The sequence below is a fragment of the Shewanella sp. SW1 genome (assembly GCF_025653545.1).
Taxonomy (GTDB): domain Bacteria; phylum Pseudomonadota; class Gammaproteobacteria; order Enterobacterales; family Shewanellaceae; genus Shewanella; species Shewanella oncorhynchi.
Map to the genome: position 1 here is coordinate 76903 of NZ_JAKKSG010000019.1, position 22271 is coordinate 99173.

General features: G+C 45.9%; 25 protein-coding genes, 5 tRNA genes and 1 other RNA gene. 13 read left to right on the plus strand and 18 right to left on the minus strand.

The genetic code is table 11. From position 1 onward, the window contains the following. Nucleotides 1-53 precede the first annotated feature (53 nt). The 18 genes from L5M71_RS17010 to L5M71_RS17095 all read right to left on the minus strand — a co-directional run bounded on the left by L5M71_RS17010 (nucleotide 54) and on the right by L5M71_RS17095 (nucleotide 11286). The gene (locus L5M71_RS17010; RefSeq protein WP_263209857.1) at nucleotides 54-638 is read right to left on the minus strand and encodes a hypothetical protein; all 585 of its coding nucleotides are present in this window, start codon (nucleotides 636-638) and stop codon (nucleotides 54-56) included. Continuing rightward, on the minus strand, nucleotides 635-1219 hold the full coding sequence (locus tag L5M71_RS17015; RefSeq protein WP_263209860.1) for a lysozyme: 585 nt from the start codon (nucleotides 1217-1219) through the stop codon (nucleotides 635-637). The genes L5M71_RS17010 and L5M71_RS17015 overlap by 4 nt, the downstream gene beginning before the upstream one ends. Further along, nucleotides 1209-1460, minus strand: a complete 252-nt coding sequence (locus tag L5M71_RS17020; protein WP_263220672.1) for a hypothetical protein — start codon at nucleotides 1458-1460, stop codon at nucleotides 1209-1211. Before L5M71_RS17020 ends, L5M71_RS17015 begins: the two co-directional genes overlap by 11 nt. 135 nt (nucleotides 1461-1595) lie before the next feature. Next, complete coding sequence (locus tag L5M71_RS17025; protein WP_263209866.1) at nucleotides 1596-3158, minus strand: HNH endonuclease; 1563 nt, start codon at nucleotides 3156-3158, stop codon at nucleotides 1596-1598. 37 nt (nucleotides 3159-3195) lie between these two features. Continuing rightward, the gene (locus L5M71_RS17030) at nucleotides 3196-3621 is read right to left on the minus strand and encodes a DUF4124 domain-containing protein (protein ID WP_263209868.1); all 426 of its coding nucleotides are present in this window, start codon (nucleotides 3619-3621) and stop codon (nucleotides 3196-3198) included. Between the two features lie 39 nt (nucleotides 3622-3660). Continuing rightward, a complete protein-coding gene (locus L5M71_RS17035; protein WP_263209870.1) occupies nucleotides 3661-4356 on the minus strand; it encodes a DUF4145 domain-containing protein in 696 nt (231 codons plus the stop codon). A gap of 87 nt (nucleotides 4357-4443) precedes the next feature. Further along, the gene (locus L5M71_RS17040) at nucleotides 4444-4899 is read right to left on the minus strand and encodes a Mor transcription activator family protein (RefSeq protein WP_219233598.1); all 456 of its coding nucleotides are present in this window, start codon (nucleotides 4897-4899) and stop codon (nucleotides 4444-4446) included. Continuing rightward, entirely contained in the window at nucleotides 4892-5527 is a 636-nt protein-coding gene (locus L5M71_RS17045) for a gp16 family protein (RefSeq protein WP_263209873.1), read from the minus strand. Before L5M71_RS17045 ends, L5M71_RS17040 begins: the two co-directional genes overlap by 8 nt. Further along, nucleotides 5521-5742: a hypothetical protein gene (locus L5M71_RS17050; protein WP_263209875.1), complete on the minus strand. Its 222-nt coding sequence runs from the start codon at nucleotides 5740-5742 to the stop codon at nucleotides 5521-5523. The genes L5M71_RS17045 and L5M71_RS17050 overlap by 7 nt, the downstream gene beginning before the upstream one ends. Before the next feature lie 16 nt (nucleotides 5743-5758). Further along, an RNA gene (locus L5M71_RS17055) (hammerhead ribozyme type II) lies at nucleotides 5759-5831 on the minus strand. 2 nt (nucleotides 5832-5833) lie between these two features. Continuing rightward, nucleotides 5834-6142 (minus strand): hypothetical protein, encoded by a 309-nt coding sequence (locus L5M71_RS17060; RefSeq protein WP_173497585.1) that lies wholly within the window; start codon nucleotides 6140-6142, stop codon nucleotides 5834-5836. Between the two features lie 19 nt (nucleotides 6143-6161). Then, on the minus strand, nucleotides 6162-6797 hold the full coding sequence (locus L5M71_RS17065; RefSeq protein WP_263209880.1) for a DUF3164 family protein: 636 nt from the start codon (nucleotides 6795-6797) through the stop codon (nucleotides 6162-6164). Nucleotides 6798-6837: 40 nt separating this feature from the next. Further along, nucleotides 6838-7011 (minus strand): hypothetical protein, encoded by a 174-nt coding sequence (locus L5M71_RS17070; protein ID WP_263209882.1) that lies wholly within the window; start codon nucleotides 7009-7011, stop codon nucleotides 6838-6840. Nucleotide 7012: 1 nt separating this feature from the next. Next, nucleotides 7013-7528: a hypothetical protein gene (locus tag L5M71_RS17075; RefSeq protein ID WP_263209884.1), complete on the minus strand. Its 516-nt coding sequence runs from the start codon at nucleotides 7526-7528 to the stop codon at nucleotides 7013-7015. Beyond that, nucleotides 7525-8061: a hypothetical protein gene (locus tag L5M71_RS17080; RefSeq protein ID WP_063884364.1), complete on the minus strand. Its 537-nt coding sequence runs from the start codon at nucleotides 8059-8061 to the stop codon at nucleotides 7525-7527. The genes L5M71_RS17075 and L5M71_RS17080 overlap by 4 nt, the downstream gene beginning before the upstream one ends. A gap of 5 nt (nucleotides 8062-8066) precedes the next feature. Then, a complete protein-coding gene (locus L5M71_RS17085; protein WP_012089134.1) occupies nucleotides 8067-8789 on the minus strand; it encodes an AAA family ATPase in 723 nt (240 codons plus the stop codon). Nucleotides 8790-8849: 60 nt separating this feature from the next. Further along, nucleotides 8850-11066 (minus strand): DNA-binding protein, encoded by a 2217-nt coding sequence (locus L5M71_RS17090; RefSeq protein WP_263209889.1) that lies wholly within the window; start codon nucleotides 11064-11066, stop codon nucleotides 8850-8852. Continuing rightward, a complete protein-coding gene (locus L5M71_RS17095; RefSeq protein WP_041411143.1) occupies nucleotides 11059-11286 on the minus strand; it encodes a hypothetical protein in 228 nt (75 codons plus the stop codon). Before L5M71_RS17095 ends, L5M71_RS17090 begins: the two co-directional genes overlap by 8 nt. A gap of 289 nt (nucleotides 11287-11575) precedes the next feature. Here L5M71_RS17095 and L5M71_RS17100 point away from each other — a divergent pair, with 289 nt between their 5' ends. The 13 genes from L5M71_RS17100 (at nucleotide 11576) to L5M71_RS17160 (ending at nucleotide 22127) form a co-directional block, all read left to right on the plus strand. Continuing rightward, on the plus strand, nucleotides 11576-12319 hold the full coding sequence (locus tag L5M71_RS17100; protein WP_063884362.1) for a S24 family peptidase: 744 nt from the start codon (nucleotides 11576-11578) through the stop codon (nucleotides 12317-12319). Between the two features lie 759 nt (nucleotides 12320-13078). Continuing rightward, a tRNA-Asn gene (locus L5M71_RS17105) sits at nucleotides 13079-13154 on the plus strand. 57 nt (nucleotides 13155-13211) lie between these two features. Continuing rightward, a tRNA-Asn gene (locus L5M71_RS17110) sits at nucleotides 13212-13287 on the plus strand. Between the two features lie 32 nt (nucleotides 13288-13319). Then, a tRNA-Asn gene (locus L5M71_RS17115) sits at nucleotides 13320-13395 on the plus strand. A 43-nt stretch (nucleotides 13396-13438) separates the two neighbouring features. Beyond that, nucleotides 13439-13514, plus strand: a tRNA-Asn gene (locus L5M71_RS17120). A gap of 50 nt (nucleotides 13515-13564) precedes the next feature. Then, a tRNA-Asn gene (locus L5M71_RS17125) sits at nucleotides 13565-13640 on the plus strand. Nucleotides 13641-13851: 211 nt separating this feature from the next. Next, nucleotides 13852-15756 (plus strand): GGDEF domain-containing protein, encoded by a 1905-nt coding sequence (locus L5M71_RS17130; protein WP_263209892.1) that lies wholly within the window; start codon nucleotides 13852-13854, stop codon nucleotides 15754-15756. A gap of 125 nt (nucleotides 15757-15881) precedes the next feature. Then, nucleotides 15882-16460: an electron transport complex subunit RsxA gene (gene rsxA, locus L5M71_RS17135; RefSeq protein WP_006081543.1), complete on the plus strand. Its 579-nt coding sequence runs from the start codon at nucleotides 15882-15884 to the stop codon at nucleotides 16458-16460. Nucleotide 16461: 1 nt separating this feature from the next. Then, nucleotides 16462-17061 (plus strand): electron transport complex subunit RsxB, encoded by a 600-nt coding sequence (rsxB, locus tag L5M71_RS17140; RefSeq protein ID WP_063884360.1) that lies wholly within the window; start codon nucleotides 16462-16464, stop codon nucleotides 17059-17061. Then, nucleotides 17055-19649: an electron transport complex subunit RsxC gene (rsxC, locus tag L5M71_RS17145; protein WP_263209895.1), complete on the plus strand. Its 2595-nt coding sequence runs from the start codon at nucleotides 17055-17057 to the stop codon at nucleotides 19647-19649. The genes rsxB and rsxC overlap by 7 nt, the downstream gene beginning before the upstream one ends. Before the next feature lie 26 nt (nucleotides 19650-19675). Continuing rightward, complete coding sequence (gene rsxD / locus L5M71_RS17150; RefSeq protein ID WP_263209898.1) at nucleotides 19676-20725, plus strand: electron transport complex subunit RsxD; 1050 nt, start codon at nucleotides 19676-19678, stop codon at nucleotides 20723-20725. 72 nt (nucleotides 20726-20797) lie between these two features. Beyond that, nucleotides 20798-21436: an electron transport complex subunit RsxG gene (gene rsxG, locus L5M71_RS17155; protein ID WP_105252444.1), complete on the plus strand. Its 639-nt coding sequence runs from the start codon at nucleotides 20798-20800 to the stop codon at nucleotides 21434-21436. Next, nucleotides 21429-22127, plus strand: a complete 699-nt coding sequence (locus tag L5M71_RS17160; protein WP_028760019.1) for an electron transport complex subunit E — start codon at nucleotides 21429-21431, stop codon at nucleotides 22125-22127. Before rsxG ends, L5M71_RS17160 begins: the two co-directional genes overlap by 8 nt. Nucleotides 22128-22271: the final 144 nt, after the last annotated feature.

The window sequence follows — 22271 nt, forward strand, 5'->3', positions numbered from 1 at the left end:
GGCGTTGCCGCCAATCGTGCAGCGCTTGCCAGTCGAGGTTGCATTGCCCTAAGTCAGTGAGTAGCGAGAGCATTAGCCCCGCTAACTCTTGATTGTTGAGCGGCGGGTTGGATAGGCACTGTTCCTTCTGGGTTTGCAGGCACTGCAATACCTGTTGTGAAACCTGAGTGACGTTGCACTCGCGCATCAGTACTTCGGGCGGCAACACATATTGGGTCTTGTAAATGGGAACGTAACGCACAGCGGGCGGCGTTGTCGTACACGCGCACAACATCGTTAGGCACGCTAGCCACACGCCATGTTTGTGTTTGTTCATCCTCGGCGTCCTCAAGTAACTGGGTGAGTTGATGGTTAAGATCTTGATTGCGGTTGGCTAACGCGGCCTTTTGCTGTTCGACGGTTTGCACCTGCAGAGCGAGGGTTTCGCCTTCGTCTTTTAGGGCAAAGCGTTCAAGGTTGGCGTCTTGAAGCCATACCGCTAGCGTGTCGGCACTCTGTTGCAGGGCAGCATTGTCAGTTAACGCTTGGGTGAGCAGGCTCTTAGTGCTCTGCTGTTGGTGGTACATCAGCCCAATGGTGACTAATGCCAATGACAAAAATAGCCACTGCACAGTGCTAATGATTTGAGAGGGATTCATTGCGCGCCCCCCTTTGATTGCAAGAGGCCCAGTTCGCTTAAGCCCAGTTGTTTAAGACATAGCGCTTGCTCTTCGGCGCGGCGTTTAATCAGCCCATTTAGGCGCACCTTGTTACCGAATAGGTCGGTGCCATAGGTCCAGCCATTACAGACGCGCTCACCCGTTTGCTTATTGGTTGAACAGGCTTGGGTTAGCTCTTTGCACGCGCCCACTCTGTCGCCCGCTAACAGCTTTTTACGCAGGGTTGAGCTGGCAAAGTTGCCGTATCCCGCCCAGTGCAAAAACGATAAGTAAGCGGCGTGCTCGCTGTGGGTGAGCGTTACTGGCGCGGTGAGACTGAGCAGCTGCTTATCTTCCTTGGCGATATCCTTAGCAAAGATCTCCATGCATTGCTGCTCGGTGAAGGTTTGATCAAGCTTTAAGTCTTTGCTCGTATGGCCACGACAGGCGGTAAGAACTCCCACCGCATCGACATAGACGCTCAGGCTATTCCCTTCCCATTTATCGGTAAGCTGTGCGCCAGTGATGGCCGCCGAACTTAAGCCAGCGGCCAGTAAAATCGCCTTGAGTTTACTGTTCATTAGGCACCGCCATAGCTTGTGCCTTGCGTTGCTCGCTGGCTTTTAAAACATGGAGGTGAGTGACGGCATGCCAGCCTTGTTCAAAGTAGCTTTGACGGGTGAGACTGTTGCTATACAAAGGCATGACGGTAGGTACATTGCCTGATAACTCCGCCTTGATACGGGCATTAAAACCGTCTTTGGCGCACTGGCGATAGACTCGGTTTTGTATGCGTTTGGGCTGCGCATTCGCAATCGGCATACTGTTAACGCCGCTGCAGCTTTTGTTACTACGAAAGTGATTGTGGGTGACAGAGGCCATAAAAAAACCGAGACAGTGAACATGGGTTCATTGTCTCGGCTTAAGGGTTTGGAGCGGATTGGAAAGGTTTCGGGATTAGGTAAGTAACTTCGGATCACTATCAAATACATGACTGAGTTTAAAATTATCTTTCGGCAAAATTTCAAACTCATAACTAATAGAATCATCATCCATCACTAACTTGCTGATTGTTGATAAATAATACCCTTGAAGTACGTGCATCAATCTCGGTAATTCAATCTTCTCGTTAAACAAACATACTGATTTCACATCGCTAGATTCCCACCTCAAAACACCATTTTTTTTATTCAGCAACTTTAATGTTTGTTTTGCTTTACTCAACGATATTGACATGCATATAGATGGTCTTTTGGTGAACTGGCTGTACTTAAATACAGCTTTACCATCAAAAATATCTAAAGCCTCATCAATATTATTTAGATCTAATTGGCTATAACTATATTTAACTGGATAATAAATTTCTAAATTCAGTTTCGCAGAAAGCCTTCGACATTTATCAATGTATGTGAGCAAAAATGCCGTGTCATAAATATCACCCTGTCCCCAATTAATAGAGGATTTTGATTTTAAAGCAATTCTACCTTCCACCTCTAACGAGAGCGATAACTTTCCATTAGAAAGTTTCGTATAAAAATCATATACACGTTCAAAATATGGAAGTTTAATAATATTTATTTGCTCCCATTTCGTCATATTTACAGAAAAATCTATTTGAGCTTGAACATCTGTGAGGTCATGTGATTTTCTTAGTGTCATACTAAATATGCCATTACAAGCCTCACCTGTGAATGTAAAAGTCTTCATCCCACTAGAGATGGAACCATTTACTTCACAAAAAAAATAACGCTCACTAGTGGTCGGCCCAATAACCTCTAATCTAACACTAGCGGGTATTTTCTGCCCCTTGATCTCGAATCGTCCTTCTCTACTATTAACAAGTACATTGAAAAGATCCGAACCTTTTAGACTTATTTCCTGTGTACTTGAAACAAAATCCTCACCGTGCTCAAGAAATGAATGCCAACGGTTCTTGTTTTCATCTATGTTTTCAATTGTTAAGCTCAAAGGTATATTTTCTTTAGCATTAAGTATGTAAGACTGCACACCACGTTCATATCCCGTTTCTACAAAAAACCTTGGATCAATTTGCTCTAATGCTAACCCGCTAGCTATATGGACATTTTCTATAGCATTAGGAATAAAAACTTGCGGCTGCCTTGTCATTGCCATACACAGCTGATCTATGGCATCTGTTTTTGATGGTAGCTTCTCTCCCCGTTCTTGTAATGCTTGAGCCTCTGCATTTGATTTCCAAGATTGCAGCAGACTAGCCGGATATAGAGCAGGATCCCTATCAATTTCGGTATGGCAATTTGTACATAACCAAATTCCATTATCGAAATGCATTCTCTCATCAGAAGTCATATTAGGATCATATCTCGCAGCACCAGGAGAAGCAGCGAAAATATGTGCAGCTTCACCGATACAACCAGATTTAAGTTCCCCAAGAATTGGTCCTATAGTGGAAACCCTACAATCAGGTTTTGAACACCGATGAGCTACACGCTCTTTCAATAATTTTATCGTAGGAGCCTTAAATCCAGATTCTCTTGCCATTAATGCTCCTTAAAATGAGGTATCACTTAAACGAAAATTATTTAAATATCCTGAACTGGTGATCGCTTAGTTTCGTCCCTATGTAGTTCAAAAAACAGGGGTAGAACTCACCGCCAGCATAAGCACCATAGCTATTTTTAGCATTAATTTTTATCTGTAAAACACGCCTAGCCCCACTGTCATCCTGAAGCCAATCAAAGAAATGCCCTTCAACCTTGATGGAATCAGGATCTTTAAAATCACCAGCACGTTTAAAGTAAGCCACACACTGCTCTACAAGGATTGATTCGTTAGCTGTATCGACAACAGAAGATATTTTCGGTGGAGGAGTTACTAAGATTGGTATGGCATCTTCAGCACAGGGGACTTGGCTGTAGGTATCCACCCCATTTACTGTGCATCTATACATTTCAGCCTCGGCACTACATGCGAAGCACATAGCAGCAAATAAAATCCATTTCATTTTATACCCTTAGATGTGGCTAACTCGATGAAACAATATCTAGGCTTGTTGCTTTCGACTTAAACGCCGTTCTTGACTGATTCTAATTCGTTCTGGTTCGGTATAAATTTTTTCCAACACCATAAAGCTAAAGTCCATAATATCGTATGCTTCATCTTTACCTAATTCACCATCATGCGCACCATCATTACCGTCTTGTCGAATGCAAGTCACCATGTCCTTTAACGAGGCTGGCCAGTGTTTGTTATCAAAAAGCCACTCCAATCTCTCGGCAAGAATATTCTTTTGTCGATGAGTTGTTAGGGTATCGTCTGTTGGTAATTGAGACTTTGAGGCTAGATCTAAACTTAATCTGAACATCGCACCAGCAGCGTTATAGCAACCAGTTGCATAGCACTTAGTCCCCTCTGTGAAGGCGCTGTGGACGTGCGGTGGTAAATGTTCAGGTGGTGGAGTGACTTCAATATCTGCTAATGTTATAAAATTACGAACTTCTAAAAAATCAGAGAGTGAAGCACGCTGTCTATTAGACTCATTAGCATCATTAACTATTGTTTTTTTTCTAGCTACTAATTCTATAACAGATATACCTTTACAATTTCGGCATTGTAGTGGCGCCTCAAGTAAATATAATTCTGGGTATGATTGTAAAGTTATCCTAAATGCAACATAGAGCACATCAAATGTGGTCTTTTTAGCTTTGCAGCGAGGGCAATTATCTATATGTATTGACATTTTTTTCCCCAAGTAATTAACTCATACATGATAACCCCAAAAATAATTTGTTAAATACTTTTGTTCGCTGAATCGTAAATTTACCCGCTAAAACAATCTCCTCTGCTTCCTCGCCACAAATGCCGCCCTTTGCTCCGCGACTATCTGACTGATCCGGCGTTCGGTAAGACCATAATCACGGCTTAACTGCTCTAGGTTATTTCCCTTAAACTCGCGCCAAATGCGGATATCCCGCAGCGCATCCTTGAGGCGTTCGCCATTGGGGATGTAGATATCACGCCCACCGAGATAGGCGCTTAGACTAGTGGCTAAGGCTTCGCTCACATTATCTGCGTTATCAATATCGTATTGCTTTAGGGTTTGGCGCATCACATCGCACAAGCTTTGTAGAGTTGAGGGCCAGCGGCGAATGAAGTCCTCACGTTCATCGGGCTTAAGCGTGGCTAAGGTTTCGAGGGCTTGTTCCAGCTCGGCGGCGCTGGTGGACAATAAATCCAACTGGTTTTCGGGAATGCTAACCGCGTTTAGGATGTGCTTACTCATGGCCATGCCCCTCGTATTGCGCGACGATCACTTCATAGTTTGCGGGACGTGTACCAACTCTATTCATCTTTAGCCGCTCACCTCGGGCAATAATGCGCTCGATAAGTACGCGCTTATGCCAGTTTTTCAGGCTTTCTAATACTTTGTAGGCTTGCTGTTCTGTCATCCAAGCGGTGGCATCCACGCCTTCACTTTTACTACGTAGCGTCATGCGGCGCACATAGGCATCGAGCGCTGACTCACTGTTATCCTGGATAACTAAGTGATGGCCCATGGTGATCCAAATGGCACGTATTTTATCTATGCTGGCCAATTTACTTTTACCCGCAGCAGGACTTAAACGGCGTTTAACCGCTGTTTTATTGTTGGTTGTCCCTTGTTTAGAGCCTATAGGTTTAAAGCCCTTTTGTTTAAACACTTCTAGCGCCTGTTCAAGCTCTGGCAAGTTCATTGCCCGCAAGGAGTCTTTACCCGTGGCATTTTTCAGCATGGCGCGGTAGATGACTTCATCGAGCTGTAATGATCCCTTAGCAACATTGATTAAAGTAATCAGGCGCTTCTTATGCTGAGCGACTGGGTGCGCCTTCGCATTAGCATGCACAGGGGCTTTTTGATTAGTGTCTAACATTCGTCATCCTCATCGGTTGTCGCACTGGATACTATCTTGATGGCTTTAGGCTGACTCTTAAGCTGCTGCCAATTCGGCGTTGCTGCATTTAAAAAGTTAACAGCCCAAAGCTCACGATCGGCGAGCAGTTCAGCCTTAATTTTCCCCTTACGAACGGGCCTAACTGGGCAGTTCGCAATGGCATATTTGAGTAAGCGTTTAGCATAGGGTGTCATTCATCTTTGCTCCTTTTGTTAGCTGCTCATCAGTACCCAGCCACTACGTTGGATAGACCTCGCCCCAATGAATGGAGCGGGTTTCGCAGGGTTAACGCATTGCAGGCTTTGGTTCTAGCAGTTCTAAATTATTGAGTGATTTCTCCATAAAAAAGGCGATCACAGCGCGGCGCTCGCCCGCAAACTCTTTGCTTAACTCCTTAAGTGCATTGAGCAGAGCGGCGCACATCATCAAGCAGTAATGCGGCCTTTCAGAAGCTAGGCCACTGAGTTCGCTGCGCAGATTGTCAAAGCTAGCTTCAAGTAAGGTCGCTTGGCGTAATTGAAACGCCACCCGATCGAGTGCGGCTTGGTTGTCATCGAATAGGTGTTGAATGCCCGATTGTGTACTGAGTGTCATGATGTGCTCCTTGCCCACCCTAAAGGGTGCTGATATCCAGTGGTAGTTGGGTGTATTTGCCATTAGGCTGACGCTCATATAGGCGCAGGTACTGGCTAGTGCCTGTGATTTGAATCGCGTCGGCTATGGCGTCCATGGCCCGTTTCCAGTTGGCATCATCGATATCAAGCTGGCGCAGGCTGAGCACTTGGTTAACGTCGATTCGGCCTTGCTGGTTTACCCGAAAGGCATGCTCAACCATGGCCATCAAGCGAGTATCCGCGCCACCGCTCCAGCTTTTAATGCAATCATCAATCAAGGTTTTAGCGGTTTGAATGCGTTCATCAAATACGCGGTGTTCACCCACTGCACGGCGCACTTGGTACTTGCCATCAAAGCTAGTAAGCAAAATATTGCCCTTACAACCACCAACCTTAACGCCATATTCACTGGCAGATAGTTCGGCAAAATCATCAATTTTTGCCATCGTCCTCAGCTTGAAGTTGAACATCTGTGCACGCAGTTCTTTGGCTGAACTGACAATAGCCAGCACGACTTCATCGCGCAGTTTGTCCACGGGCTTGATACGATCTTCATGCACTAAATCGCCTACCGCGTTTTTGCGATAGCCCTGTGGAATAGCAGCTTGGTTGTGGGTTTGTTCTTGTGTGTTCATCTTATTTGTCCTCATTCCAGCGCACTGTCACGCCATGAAATTACACCGCCATACAACGGCGACGAATGCCTTTTATGTTCTCGATAATCTCAACTGCCATGCGTTTAAAATCACGGCTTGGAACGTCAATTTGGATAACACCGCGATGCTGGCTAACGACCTTCATCCCACGAAGCCTTAAGGCGGCAATCACATTGATAGCTTTTTTTTGCATGTTATTTACCTTTCCATTTGTTATCCCAAAGGGCGCTATTTAGGCGGTTAGCCACCTTTTGCAATTCCCTTTCGAGTAGTTCGATATGCTGTAGTTGATCGCCCTGGGCGAGTCGGCGACAGAACGCGAGCTGTTCCTCTACGTTGTAACGACTGTCTGTCGCTGATTGCACATCGATCCTCTGTGTTACTGCAGACTGCTTTAACTGCGAATGTGGGCAGCCACCGCGACAGGCGCGATAGAGTCGGACGCGTTGCGGATTGGTAGAGCTAAAAGGCCGTTCTTGGTTGTCGCGGCAGGTATCAACGCTGATTTGTCCTGCAACGGGGCACTGCACGTGGTGACGTAGATAGCGCCCTTCGACACGATTTTTAATGGTGTCGATATTGCCTTTGTATTTATTCAGCAGGACCTGATTAAGCATGGTCGGACTGACACCTAGCTCTCTGGCAATCTGCGCTTGGCTGCTTTCACTAACTTTTAACTCAAGCACTTGGAACCATTTGTCCTTGTTCATAGCGCCTCCCTATAGGGATAAAACTTCGATTTGGTTGGTGCATAAATACCGTCATCGATTAGCTCTGGTGCTAAAGCGCCACAGTCAACGTTGAGGTGATAAATGACCATTTCCTCTTCGATAGCTCTGATGCGGATCAAGCCTGCCCGTTGCAGAGCATTGAGGTAACGCTTTACCGTTGAGCGCGCCACCCTAGCTGTGACCATGATTTCTTCAATCGAGAAATTGCGCATGATGCGGCAGCTGTTCCAGATCCGCTGATTCGCTTTAATCTTGGCGAACTGAGACTGGCGCTTTAACGGGCTGTCATCGTTTAACCAGTAGCGGTTTGTCAGCCCTGTACGCCCTTTCCATTCGAGTGTTAAGCGCCCTTCTCGATACAAATCACGCAAAAAGCGATTCGCGAGGCACTTGGGCATTCCCGATGCATCGCCAACTTGTTCAGCACTAAAACTGACTTTTCGATTGCGACAGCAGCACATAAACAACCATGCGCTGTGCCTTAACGGGGTTGAACGTTTGACTTGTGCCATAACGCTTAACCCACAAGACTTGGACGTCGAACACCATGGAATGGCTGTGCCCCCCAGTGTTCTGCTGTGACGTAATCAAGTTCGTTCATTTTGGCGAGACGTTCGATTTGATTAAGGCCAATGACAATGCGACGAGCCTCACCACTGCTGGCTTTACGCAGTTCATCAAGGAGTTCAGGTTCGACTTTGATGTCGTTGTCTAAGAGGGAATCGGCCATCACCATGACGTCATCTAAGTCGGCTGGTCGAAACTCAACCCACTCTGAAATACGGTTAAAGAACTGTTTGCGTGTGCTGATACGGCGGGCGATTTGGTCCATACCAATGAGGATCACAGGGACTTCGGTGTTGTCGTAGAGATCGCGCACTGTTTCAAGCATACGAACGTCCGACATTAGGTAGTCGGCTTCATCAATAAACAGTGGGCGTTCGTACATGCTCATTTGCTCAATAGTGAAATCGACCATCTTATTGATGCGCCACATGCCGCTCGATCCGAGTTCGCCGACAATGCGGTTCATTAGCGTACTGGCACTGTCTGTGGCCATAGCCCGAACATAGATACCGTTCACTTGGTTAAACAGATAAGTGGTTGCAGTTGTTTTACCAAAGCCACTTGGGCCATGGTACAAACCGAGACCTGGTACACCTATGCCTCGGGTACAAAGGTTGTCGAAGGCGTCTTGGGCTGTCAGGACATTTTTTACAGGTGCGATCACTGCTTTCATTTTGTATACTCCATTTGCTTTAGTTTTATGGCCTTCATGGCCGTTGTGGGTCATAAGTGCTCAGTTGGTCGCTCTGCGCTTATGGCCCATGATTTCATCAATGCGTTTTGCCCCTAACTTGTTGTGCTTTTTGTAATCCTTTAGGAATGCATCCTCCTTTGGCGTTAATTCACGGTTGAGAGATTCAGCGGCAAGCAAACGTGCCTTTTCGTGCTCATTACGCACTAAGGTTGCATGCTGTTGATTAATGGTGTTTTTACGTTCTTCAATCGCTTTACGCTTCTGGCGTAAATGCTCAATTTGTTGGTCGCTATAAGCAGGCTTATTGGTTTTAACGAGCTGCTCTGCAGCCTCAGTTAATGCCATTAAACTGGGGTTTTGGTGGGCTATTGGCTGGGTTGGAAACTCGACTAGTGACTTAGCCTGCTTGGCATAGTGCTCGATGACTGTTTGATGGATCTCGCCTATGTTGAACGTTTTAGCGAGTTGCTTCATTTCGGCCCTGAAACTACGCAGCGCCTTAGCTTCTTCTTTTTTGGTTTGACGATAAGCCGCAGGGCTGATCTCTTGGCCTAAAAGACGACTATCAACTGCTTCGATTCGGGTTTCCCAATTATTGATCGGGTAAATAAACGCACGAGCGACATCTGTTGGATCGAGAAATACACGGACTCGTTGCCCTTTCCACTCATGCTCCAACATTTCAGGAGCCGTATAACGCAATCCTCCCGCTTTAATAAAGCCCTTAAGGATGGTGTACTCGCCAACGTGGTTAAGCAGGAGATCTAAGGCTTCTGGATGTTCGACCGCCCGCACTTGATATTGAGCTGCGCGATAGACTTCATTGGGTGTTTTACCCTTTAAGCCATCGTGTGCGCGGAGGTGATAATAGGCATCTACCCAATTATCAAGAAGTTGTTGTAATTCCGGTTGCGTCATACGGAGATCGTAATCAGCCTTTTCGTTCTCTTTCTTGTTGCGCTCTTTAAGGCGTACCGCAAATTCTTTTCGAGCCTCGATAGCCTCGCGATCATTGACGTTATGGCCAATGTAGCCTGGCAGTAACTCAATAAGATCATGGCTGAGCGTCTTAAAGAAACGTTCGATAAAGGGCTTTTCCCAACCTGAGTATGGGTTAGCACGGCTTTGTTCTAAGTCGAGTAAGTGATAGATGCTCGTGGTTCGCTGGCTGACATAATCGCTGCCGTTATCGGTACGCATTAAGCCGCCTTGGTTTGGGACTCCCCAAGCCAGCAAGGTTTTACGCATTAAAAGGCAAATACCTTCGCTTGATGAAGTGGGCGAAACAAGCAGTTTGACGCGACGAGTGAAGCAATCGATCACCGCAATAATGGTGTGTCGCCCTTCTTTCAACATGGCATCGACTGGGGTTGAGTCAAATTCCCATACATCGTTTGGCGCTGCCATCCATGGATAGGTTTGCTCAACCGCAGTCCGGTATTTATCGTTGAATTTTTTAGGGTTTGTAGTGAAAGTAAAGGCCGCTTGATTCTGACTTATCCATTTATTCACCCATCGGCGAATGCTGGAGATGCTTGGGATCTGCCAAGGCATGTCGGTTTTTATCGCATAGATCTCGGCTAGCTTTTTAAGCTGCTTTGCCTTGCCCGCCAGATGCGGTTTAGCGGTGATCAGCCCCTTTAGGAAGTCGGCTAAGTCGGGCTCGTCATTCAGTAGACAAGGACGCTCAATTTTATATTTACCAGCGAGTGCGCTAACGCCATCTTTTGCTAAGACCTTTTCCCAACGGCGGATCGTTACAATAGAAACACTGCTAATAATTGAGAATACCCAGTCCGGTAGTGCAATCGAACGCTGGGCATACGCTTTGCAGAATGCTTTTTCACCATCAACGAGCTTGCGAACCTCAAGGTAAGGCATGCAGAATTTAGCCTTGGCATTGACGATCAGCATCTTTGCATCAGCCCGCTTTTGCGCTTTATCAGGTAGATTTATAAACTGCTGAATGCTCTTGGCTTTTTCTGTTTGACTCACTGCAGGGATTTGCAGTTTGGCAACAGCAGATCCCGCACGCATCAGGGACGTTGGAGATTTTGCTATCTTCTCCGCTTCCTGTTTTGCCAGCTTCTGACGAGCCTCAAGGGGTAAACTATTTAGGTGATATTCAAATCCTCCACCTAGCCCTTGTCGCCTTTGCTTTTGCCAGTTTTCATGTTTTGCCCTATCACGGACGCGTCTATCCCCGACATCCAATAGCTCTGCAATTTCTACAGTGCTAAACCATTCCTTAGTCATGGTGCTCTCCCACTAAATCAACACCAAGGTATTCAGATAAAGCAGCCATGATCTTGATGGCTTTTAAGCGTTTAGGTTTACGACCTGTATTGGGTGCAAACCATTGAACGCACTTCTGAACCGTCCTTGGGTTATATCCATGCGTAATCGCCCACGCACGGCAGCTTTGTCCATTTGCGAGCAAGGCTGCATGTATATGACGAGCGCTTTCTATCTTCATAAGAATTACCGTGCTAATATTTTGATTACGTTCGCATTGCGAACGAACGCAGTTTAACTACAATACGTTACGCAGTGCGTAACGTATTGCGAATATAGATCCGAGTTAGGCACAAATCAACAGCTTTCTGATTTTTTGCGCAGAAAATTACGCACTAAAGTTATTTTAGTGCGCAAAAGATTGATGTAGTTTCGGTTGAATATTCAGTAAACCATTACTTATTCGGTAGTTTTTAAGTAATAACTATTGCTCTCTTGAGCGTTAAATAGATTTTGGTTCGAGGAAAATAATGAAGTCGGAAGCCTTACACTCAGATCCAACTTTAGATCCGACTTCCACAACTGAAGTCGGCACTCTTGCTGACCGTATTTCGGAAGCAATTGGAAAAAACAGTATTAGAGAGTTCGCCATTAAAATTGGCGTATCTGAAGGTACCCTACGTAATCTAATCAAAGGTGGTGAACCTAAGTTAGATACAGCAATACGTATAGCAGAAGAGGCTGGCGTGAGCATTCGTTGGCTTGCAACTGGCAATGGCCCTAAATACCCGAATCGCCAACGCGATGAAATTTCCCAGGAAGGTATTGTTTACGTCCACCAAGACCAATTCAATGAAGAGTATTTCTTGATTGAAGGCTATGACGTGGTGGTAAGCACTGGGCATGGTGCGTTTAATGATGAAACAGGTGTACGCAGACGGCTGCCGTTTAGAAAGAACTGGCTTAAATACCGTAGTTTAAAGCCCGAGAATCTTAAAGTCGTCTATGCCAAAGGCAATTCGATGGAGCCCGCCATACACAGCGGAGATAGCTTACTGGTTGATATCAGTAAGACGACGCTAGAAGACGGCTGTATCTTCGTATTACGCCTGGGCGACGATCTTTACGCCAAGCGCTTACAGAAACTATTTGATGGCGGCATAGAGATACTCAGTGACAACAAGGAGTATAAATCTCAGATTGTCTCTGCGGGTGAACTGCCAATGCTGCAAATTATTGGCAAAGTCGTTTGGATGGGTAAAAACCTCGATTAAATCTTTAAAAGTTCCGAGTTTATCAATCTTGATGAACTGTGATTATTTTTCAAAGCTGGCGAACCATTTTGGCGCCAGCTTTGTTTTTATCAATCCTAGTGAATCACTTCCGACTTAACTCACCACTCGTACAACTCTTGTACACCAAGGCCTCCCGCCTAGTTTCAACTAATCTCGGCTGTTCTCACTTATTGTCAATCCATTTGACTGGTTACACAATTTCACTAACTGTAATTAACGCGAGCTGTAGTAGCGCATCTGGTGCCACAACTTATAGTGAAGTGCATCACTTAATTTGAAAAACAGCTCACGCTAATTCGATAAAGCCTCAATTAACACCTCCATCAACAACAGCAAACTTGTTAAAACAGAAAAACGGACTTTAACGACGAAAAGATAACCCACGTTTTCTATCGGCATAAAGAACTGAGTAAATTCACATTACCCCACCTGAGATCCTTTTTTGAGTGGTTTGAGTCTTAAGTACTCGACCAAGTACCGAAAACGGTGTCGATTATTTAGCGAATGATTTCAATTTCATAGAATCACCGCTTAAAAACGATGGACTCAATTATGGCTATATTGCGAATTGTTAAGTGGTTTTTCACGAAAAATGTCGAATTCTGCACCACGATGCACATTAGATGAGCACTTAACAGCATAATTACACTTTTTTTAGTAACTCGAGTTGACTCATCCAACAGAGCGTTTTACTATGCGCTCCGTTCTCAACGAGTCGCTACGATTGTGTGAAACGATTCCCCTGTAGTTCAGTCGGTAGAACGGCGGACTGTTAATCCGTATGTCACTGGTTCAAGTCCAGTCAGGGGAGCCACTTTAAGCACATGATAAAAATGAGTTAGAACAAGCAGTAAGATAAGTTGTAAACAATTCCCCTGTAGTTCAGTCGGTAGAACGGCGGACTGTTAATCCGTATGTCACTGGTTCAAGTCCAGTCAGGGGAGCCAATTACATTATCAAGCTGATGCATTAAAATGATTCCCCTGTAGTTCAGTCGGTAGAACGGCGGACTGTTAATCCGTATGTCACTGGTTCAAGTCCAGTCAGGGGAGCCAATTTAAGCAAGCTAAAAAGTCGATAGTAATATCGCACCTCGATTCCCCTGTAGTTCAGTCGGTAGAACGGCGGACTGTTAATCCGTATGTCACTGGTTCAAGTCCAGTCAGGGGAGCCATTTAAAAAGTGTTATTTCTGTAAAGTCGATAGCAATATCGCACCCTCTACTCCCCTGTAGTTCAGTCGGTAGAACGGCGGACTGTTAATCCGTATGTCACTGGTTCAAGTCCAGTCAGGGGAGCCAATTTATTCTTCGTTTTGTTCCCGTGCCTTTGCCTCTTCCGGCTTCTAGTTACCCTATTCTTTTCCGTTTTGTTTTTAAGCAAATGCAGTTACACTGTTATCAGCTTATTAATAAAAATTTATGAGTGTCATCACACAGATAGCTGCAGTTAAGTATTCTTGACTTAAACTTATCCTGTTTGAGCTCACCCAAAAAAATAGAGCGGATTTTTATGGCCATGTCAAAATCATATCCAATTTTTTTACTGCTTATTTTCTTAGGTCTTTTTGCTTGGGTATATCAAAGCGAAAATAGCCAATTACAAATCCAACAACAGCAAGAACTGGATAGCTTTAAAACCAGTTTAACCCGCTACCAACAATGGCAAGGTGATGGCGCCGAACTCTTCAAAAAGCTTTCTGAAAATTACCCATTCCAATTTTTCCAATATATTGATGATACCGATGGCCAACGGAGTCATACAGAAGGTCGTTTAGACAGCCAACATCCTCATCCTTTAGCCCGTTTATTTTCTATCGAGCTCAGTCATACACAAAAATTGGCAACCGGTCGTTTACAAGTCAAACTCAGTGCAAACCAAGCGATTGAAACTTCGATTAGTCATACTCAAAAGCTCGGTGTCATGTTACTGGTGGCTTACCTTATCTTGCTGTTAGTGTTTATTCTGTTAATGTCAAAACATAGGGCGGCGATACATTATGCTGCTGATTATATTTCAAAAATACCTGAGTTAGGGTTTTCTGCTGTCGCATCATCAAAACTCACAGGTGAGCTCAACCCCATTGGAATATCCCTTGAAGAGTGTCGTCTTCAACTTAAAGCCCAAATCGATAAACTCAATCAAGAGAATGAAAAGCTGCATAAAGCAGCCTATCAAGACACAGTGACGGGTTTTGGTAGTCGCCAGCGCTTTACCCAAAAATTAGAAACCATAAGTAATCCCGATATTCCTCAATTGGGGCTGATGGCAATGGTTAAGGCCACGGAGCTTTCGCAAATCAATCAAAAACAAGGGCGAACAGCGGGGGATGATTATCTTTCAAGGGTGGCAAATTGTATCCGCAAGGCCTGTAGTAAGTATTCAGATGCAGAATGTTTCAGGGTATCGAGCGCTGATTTTGCCATCTTTATTCCTGATGTCATGCTGAAGGATGCGCCAAAATTTTTAGATCAATTAAAAATTTATCTCGATGAATATTTGCAGATGACAAAAGCGGAATCTGTTGCCCATATCGGTTTAGTTCCCTATCACCAAGGTACCGATGCGGTTAATTTACTGACGATTGCGGATACCGCAGTCAGCATAGCGCAGACCCTTGGGCCTAATAGTTATCATATCCAAGAAAAACTCAATGGTGACGAGCAGTTTGGCGATGATCGCTGGAAAATGGCGATCAATGATTTAGTCACTCGCCAAGCATTAAAATTCTACCAACAGCCAATTCAGCCGTGTCGTACCGATGTAGAGGTTTACCGTGAGTTGTTGGCGCGCTTTTACAATAGCGAAGGCAAGTTCTTACCCACCACCACAGTGATCGCTATGGCAGAACGTCACGGTATGAGTTCTGAATTAGATAAACTGGTGGTGATAAGTGCATTAAGAATGCTTAAGGAAAACCCGACCATTTCGGGTAACTTTGGCATCAATATCAGCGCATTTTCTGCGCATCAAGATATGTTTGTCGCTTGGCTAAAGGACATTTTAGGCAAGCAAAAATACATCGCCTCGCGCTTAGTATTTGAGATCAATGAGTCAGGTATGCAGTCTAACTTAGGGGCAAGCTATAAGTTCGTTCGCGAAATACATAGCGTTGGTTCACGGGTGTCGATAGAGCGTTTTGGCATGAGCTTTACGTCCTTCAAATTCTTCAGTGAAGTGCGCCCAGACTACATAAAGCTTGATGGCAGCTACACATCGAACATTGATGAAGACAGCAATAATAAGTTCTTCGTCCGTATGATGGTGGATGTTGCAAGACGGATAGGCATTCGGGTTATTGCGACCAGCGTCGAACGCCAAGAAGAAAAACTCACCCTCGAAAAACTCTTAGTTGATGGATTGCAAGGCTATTACATAGCACAGCCCCAAGCCATGGCGATTACAGATCAAATTTAATACTTTAACGGGTTAATTCGTCGCCAAAATTTACAGTAAAGATGGTTAACCCTGCATTCTATATGTTGTTTATGCAAACGGAAAAGTCGATAATACGGCCAAGATCCGTTTAGAAAAGTATTGAGATGACTGAATATCTCCTCTTGTTGATCAGTACAGTACTGGTCAACAATTTCGTTTTAGTGAAATTCTTAGGCTTGTGTCCTTTCATGGGGGTCTCCAGTAAACTGGAGTCCGCTATTGGCATGTCTATGGCGACCACTTTTGTGCTGACGTTAGCCTCTATTCTCAGTTACCTCGTCAACCAGTATCTATTATTACCCTTTGATCTGAGCTACCTGCGAACCATGAGCTTCATTTTAGTGATTGCGGTTGTGGTGCAATTTACTGAAATGGTGGTGCAAAAAACCAGTGCTGCACTGCATCGGGCTTTAGGGATTTACCTGCCGCTGATCACAACTAACTGTGCTGTGTTGGGTGTTGCCCTATTGAACGTTAACGAGAAGCACGATTTTATCCAATCGGCTATCTATGGCTTTGGTGCTGCGTTAGGCTTCTCATTAGTGTTAATTCTCTTCTCGGCGATGCGCGAACGTTTAGCTGCCGCAGATGTCCCCTTACCTTTCAAAGGCGGCGCCATAGCGATGATCACCGCAGGTCTTATGTCCCTCGCCTTTATGGGATTCACAGGATTGGTTAAGTAAGATGTCCGGAATTTTAATTGCAGTCATATTGTTGACCCTATTGGCATTAGTCTTTGGACTATTACTCGGTTTTGCCGCCGTTAAATTTAAGGTTGAAGGCAATCCGATTGTCGATGAACTCGAAGCGATTCTGCCACAAACCCAATGTGGTCAATGTGGTTACCCTGGCTGTCGCCCTTATGCTGAAGCGATTGCCAACGGCGATAAAGTCAACAAATGCCCTCCCGGCGGCACTGCCACCATGGAAAAACTGGCGACCCTGATGGGCGTCGAGCCAGAGCCGCTGAATGCCGAAGCACAATCTCAAGTGAAAAAGGTCGCCTACATACGTGAAGACGAATGTATTGGCTGCACTAAGTGTATTCAAGCCTGCCCCGTGGATGCGATTATCGGTGCAGGTAAGCTTATGCATACTGTGCTGACAACCGATTGCACGGGTTGCGATCTCTGTGTTGAGCCTTGTCCCGTCGATTGTATTGATATGATCCCAGTCACCCAGAATCTTAAAAATTGGAACTGGCGCTTAAATGCCATCCCAGTGACTCTCATTCAAGAGATTCAGAATCAAGACCCACAGTTAGAAGAGGAAAAGCGGTGTTAACTTTATTAGATCAATTAGATAAAGGAACCCTTTGGCGCTCACCCGGTGGTATACATCCACCCGAAGTCAAATTCCTCTCGAACGCGACGCCGATTAGCCAACTGCCCTTAGCCGCTACGTACTTAGTGCCCATTCCTCAAGTCGGTGAAAACTGCACACTTGCGGTAAACATCGGCGATAGCGTATTAAAAGGCACGCCGTTAACGCAAGGCACCTCCATTTGGCATTTACCTGTGCATGCACCGACATCAGGCACTATCGTTGCCATTGAGCCAAGGGCCAGTAACCATGCTTCAGCATTGCCAGTTAACACTTGCGTTATCCAGGCCGATGGCAAAGACACTTGGTGTGAGCTGGTGCAAAATGATCTTGATGACTTAAGCCATCAACAGATGATCGATAAGATCCGTGCTGCTGGCATTGCAGGCATGGGCGGCGCGGCGTTTCCAACTCATATTAAGCTTAATCCGGTCAGTGAAATTGATTTAGTCATCATCAACGGCGTCGAGTGCGAACCTTATATCAGCGCCGATGACAGATTAATGCGCGAATACAGCCAAGATATCCTCGCGGGTATTGGCATTATTCATCGGTTATTAACGCCAAAACGCATTGTTATCGCCATTGAAGATAATAAGCCAGAAGCGGCCAAAGCCATGCAAGCTGCAGTCGTCCAATGTGGGCTCCCAGCGGATAGTATTCGGGTAACGGTCATTCCGACAAAATATCCTTCTGGTGGTGAAAAGCAGTTAATTCAAATCATTACTGGCCGCGAAGTGCCCTCGGGCGCTATTCCCGCCAAACTCGGTATCGTCGTGCATAACGTCGGCACTGCCTTTGCAATTCATCAAGCGGTTACCCAAGGTAAACCGCTGATTGAGCGCGTTGTGACTGTGACGGGCAAAAATGTCGGTAAACCGGGGAACTACTGGTTACCGATAGGCACACCTGTTGAGCATGTGCTAGCTGCGACTGAGTTCACGCCAGAGCCTGAACAAAAGGTGATTATTGGCGGGCCTATGATGGGCCATGCATTGGCGAATATCCAAGTGCCTATTTTAAAAGGTACTAACTGTATTCTGGTGCCAAGCAGCCAAGAAATAGGAACTACGCCAGAAGAAAAAGCCTGTATCCGCTGCGGCGAATGCGCCAATGCCTGCCCTGCACTCTTATTGCCACAGCAACTCTTTTGGCACGCCAAGGCCGAAGAATATGACAAAGCAGCCAGTTACAATCTAAAGGATTGTATTGAATGCGGTTGTTGTAGTTACGTCTGCCCGAGTGATATTCCCTTAGTCGAGTATTACCGCATTGCCAAGTCCGCACTTAAACAAGCCGCCGATGAAAAGCAGCAAGCGGAGCGCGCTAAACAGCGTTTCGATGCCCGTTTAGCGCGTCTTGAAGAAGAAAAGCTTGCCCGTGAAGCTAAAGCCAAAGAAGCCGCAGAGCGCAGACAAGCGACTATGACTGGCACGGATAAAAATGCCGTCGCTGAAGCCATGGCACGGATCGCCGCGAAAAAAGCCGCAGCGGCACAATCAGCAACTGAAGAGTTGTCGACTGAAGAATCATTGAATCATCAATCAAACGTAATAAGCACTGATACGACAGACGCGCCCAAGGGTAAAGCTGCCGTTGCCGCAGCTATCGCCCGCGCTAAGGTGAAGAAAGCCGCCCAAGTGAATGCCAATGGTGCTGATACAAATGGCGCAGACACAAACAATGTGGTGAATGTTGATGCCAGTGATGAATCCTTCTTAGCAACAGATGCAATCGCGCAAGAAGCGCCATTATCTCAGAAGGACAAAGTCGCCGCGGCCATTGCTCGCGCCAAAGCTAAAAAGGCGGCTCAGCAAGCCGATACCGCGCCGCTTGAAACGACTGAAACGGCTGACAGCACACCAGAAGCCAGCGCTGCCGATGATAAAAAGGCCAAAGTGGCTGCCGCAGTCGCGCGGGCAAAGGCCAAGAAAGCGGCGCTGCAAGTAGAGACCGCCGCTAGTGATATTGAAGTTAGCAATACTGAAATTATCGTTAATGATTCAGAAGCGATTAAGAAAGCCAAAGTAGCCGCCGCGGTTGCCCGTGCTAAAGCGAAAAAAGCCGCGCAGCAAGCTGAGACAAATGCTGACAATGATTTAACTCAGACCGCGACTCCAGCAGTTGATTCCGCAGCTAGCGTTCAAGCAGATGTGAATGATGATACAGAAGCAGCCGCTACTGACGTTAACAACGCTGAAGCAATTAAAAAGGCGAAAGTGGCTGCCGCAGTTGCTCGTGCCAAAGCGAAAAAAGCAGCGGCGTCAATTGTTGAGCCTAAGTCTGATTTAGAGGCAGAGTCCACGTCAGTTGACGACATTCAAACTAAAGCGAACGTGGCATCGCCGTCGATAGCAGCACTTGACACCGTCGCAGCTAAACCCGAAGCCGTTTTACCATCCGCAGAACCCATTGAAACGGCAGCCTTATCAGGCGATGAGCTTAAAAAAGCACGGATTGCTGCGACCATTGCCAAGGCAAAAGCCAAAAAAGCGGCACTCGCTCAAAAAACCGAAGCTTCGAGCGATTCAAATGTTGCTAATGATTAAGAACAGAATGATAAAAAGGGAACACAATGGCGTTTAAAATAGCCTCATCACCCCATGTCACACGTAATTTGCATACCTCAACTGTGATGCAAAGGGTGATTTTATGTTTACTGCCGGGCCTTGTGGTGCAATGCGCCTTTTTTGGCTGGGGCACGCTTGTTCAAGTGTTGCTTGCGATTATAGTTGCCTTAAGCTGTGAGGCCGCGGTGATGAAACTTCGCAATCGTAATATCAAAGCCAGCCTTAGCGATAACAGCGCCATGCTGACCGCAATCTTGATTGGTGTCGCCATTCCTCCCCTAGCACCTTGGTGGATGATAGTGATGGGCACCGCCTTTGCGATCGTTATCGTTAAGCACCTTTACGGCGGTTTAGGCCATAACCTGTTTAACCCTGCAATGGCGGCGTATGTATTGCTGTTAATCTCATTCCCAGTGCAAATGACCACTTGGATAGCACCGAGTACCGTTGCGCTGCATTCACCTAGCCTAGCTGAGAGCTTGCAACTTATCTTCAACATTGACGCCCACGTTAACTTGGAACAGTTTCGTTTAGGGATAGATGGCATCGCAATGGCGACGCCACTCGATACCCTTAAAACCGATTTATCCCTTGGATTAACCACCACAGAAAGCCTGACTAAAGCCATTTTTGATGGCAGCACAGGCGTAGGTTGGTTCTGGGTGAATTTGGCTTATCTGGCTGGCGGTTTAGTGTTACTTAAACTGAAAGCCATTCGTTGGCACATCAGTACTGGCGTGTTATTGGGGCTCTTTGTTGCATCGAGTATCGGTTTCTTACTGTCGCCCGATACCCAAGGCAGTCCCCTATTACATTTGTTTTCTGGCGCGACCATGTTAGCGGCATTTTTTATCGCAACCGATCCCGTCACAGCTGCAACCAGCCCCCGTGGTCGCATTATCTTCGGCGCGTTAATTGGTGTGTTGGTGTATATCATCCGCATTAAAGGCGGTTACCCTGACGCCTTTGCCTTTGCTGTGTTATTGGCTAACCTCTGCGCTCCCTTTATTGACTACTATGTGCGGCCACGCACCTATGGTCATTCAGCTAGCTAAGGCCATTGGGCGGACTAGTCATGCTACAAGATAATGTCATTCTGCTGGTTACGAGAGCTTAAGGAAAAAGAGTTGAAAAATCCGATGATTAAAAATGGTTTTTTATTGGCACTGTTTGCCTTGATTTGCACGGGTCTCGTCGCCGCGGTCAATCAACAAACCTTTGACAAGATTAAGCAGCAAGAACAACAGGAATTGATGCGAGTATTGCAACAATTAATCCCTGATGAAATTCATGATAACGAGCTTACCGCTCAGTGTACCTTGCTATTAAACAAAGAAGCATTAGGCACGGATAGTCCAATGCCGGCCTATATTGCTACCCATGCAGGCAAGCCTGTCGCTATCGCCATGGAAGCCATCGCACCCGATGGCTATAGCGGTAATATTAAATTAATTGTTGGGATTAATATCCAAGGTGAAGTCTTAGGCGTACGTACCTTGTCCCACCAAGAAACCCCTGGGCTGGGTGACAAAATTGAACTACGTAAATCGAATTGGGTCACTCAGTTTGTTGGTAAAGTGCTGGGCTCTGCAGATGATAAGCAATGGTTAGTTAAAAAAGATGGCGGTGATTTTGACCAATTTACCGGTGCAACCATCACCCCGCGCGCTTATGTTAAAGCAGTCAAAAACGCGGTATGGTATTTCAGCACTAACCAAGCACAAATTTTCAGCCAGCCGCTAAATTGTGAGGCCAACCATGACTAATTATCGCGAAATTGCGTGGCAAGGACTGTGGAAAAACAACCCAGGCCTAGTGCAACTGTTAGGTTTATGTCCGCTACTCGCGGTTACTGCAACGATCACTAACGCCCTTGGCCTTGGTCTAGCCACTATGCTGGTGCTAATTGGCTCTAACATTTTGGTGTCACTGGTGCGCGACTATGTACCCAAAGAAATTCGTATTCCTGTGTTTGTGATGATCATCGCCGCGCTAGTCACCACAGTGCAACTGCTCATCAATGCCTATGCCTACGGCCTGTATTTATCCCTTGGGATCTTCCTGCCATTAATTGTGACGAACTGCATCATCATCGGCCGCGCCGAAGCCTTTGCCTCGCGTAATAATGCGTTTAGTGCCGCCTTCGATGGTCTAATGATGGGCCTTGGTTTTACTTTAGTGCTTACAGTGCTGGGCGCAACGCGGGAAATCTTAGGTCAAGGCACACTGTTTGATGGTGCGGATCAACTGCTCGGCCCATGGGCTAAATCGTTAACCATGCATCTATGGCAAGTCGATACCCCATTTCTCCTTGCTATGCTGCCACCCGGTGCATTTATTGTGATGGGATTATTGATCGCATTGAAAAATGTGATTGATAAAAAAGTCAAAGAACGCCAACCTCAAGTCGCCGCAGAACCGAGCGTTACCCGCGCACGGATCACTAAGGTAGGTTAGGCTTTCAAGTAACGATAGGCATTATGGCGCTCGTGTTAACGCGTTTAATGTGTGCCTAGCACATGATGAGCGGCAAAACTCAAAGCATAAGAAAAGCAGCGAACGTGGGTTGTAAACTCATCAATCATCATTAATAAGATAGTG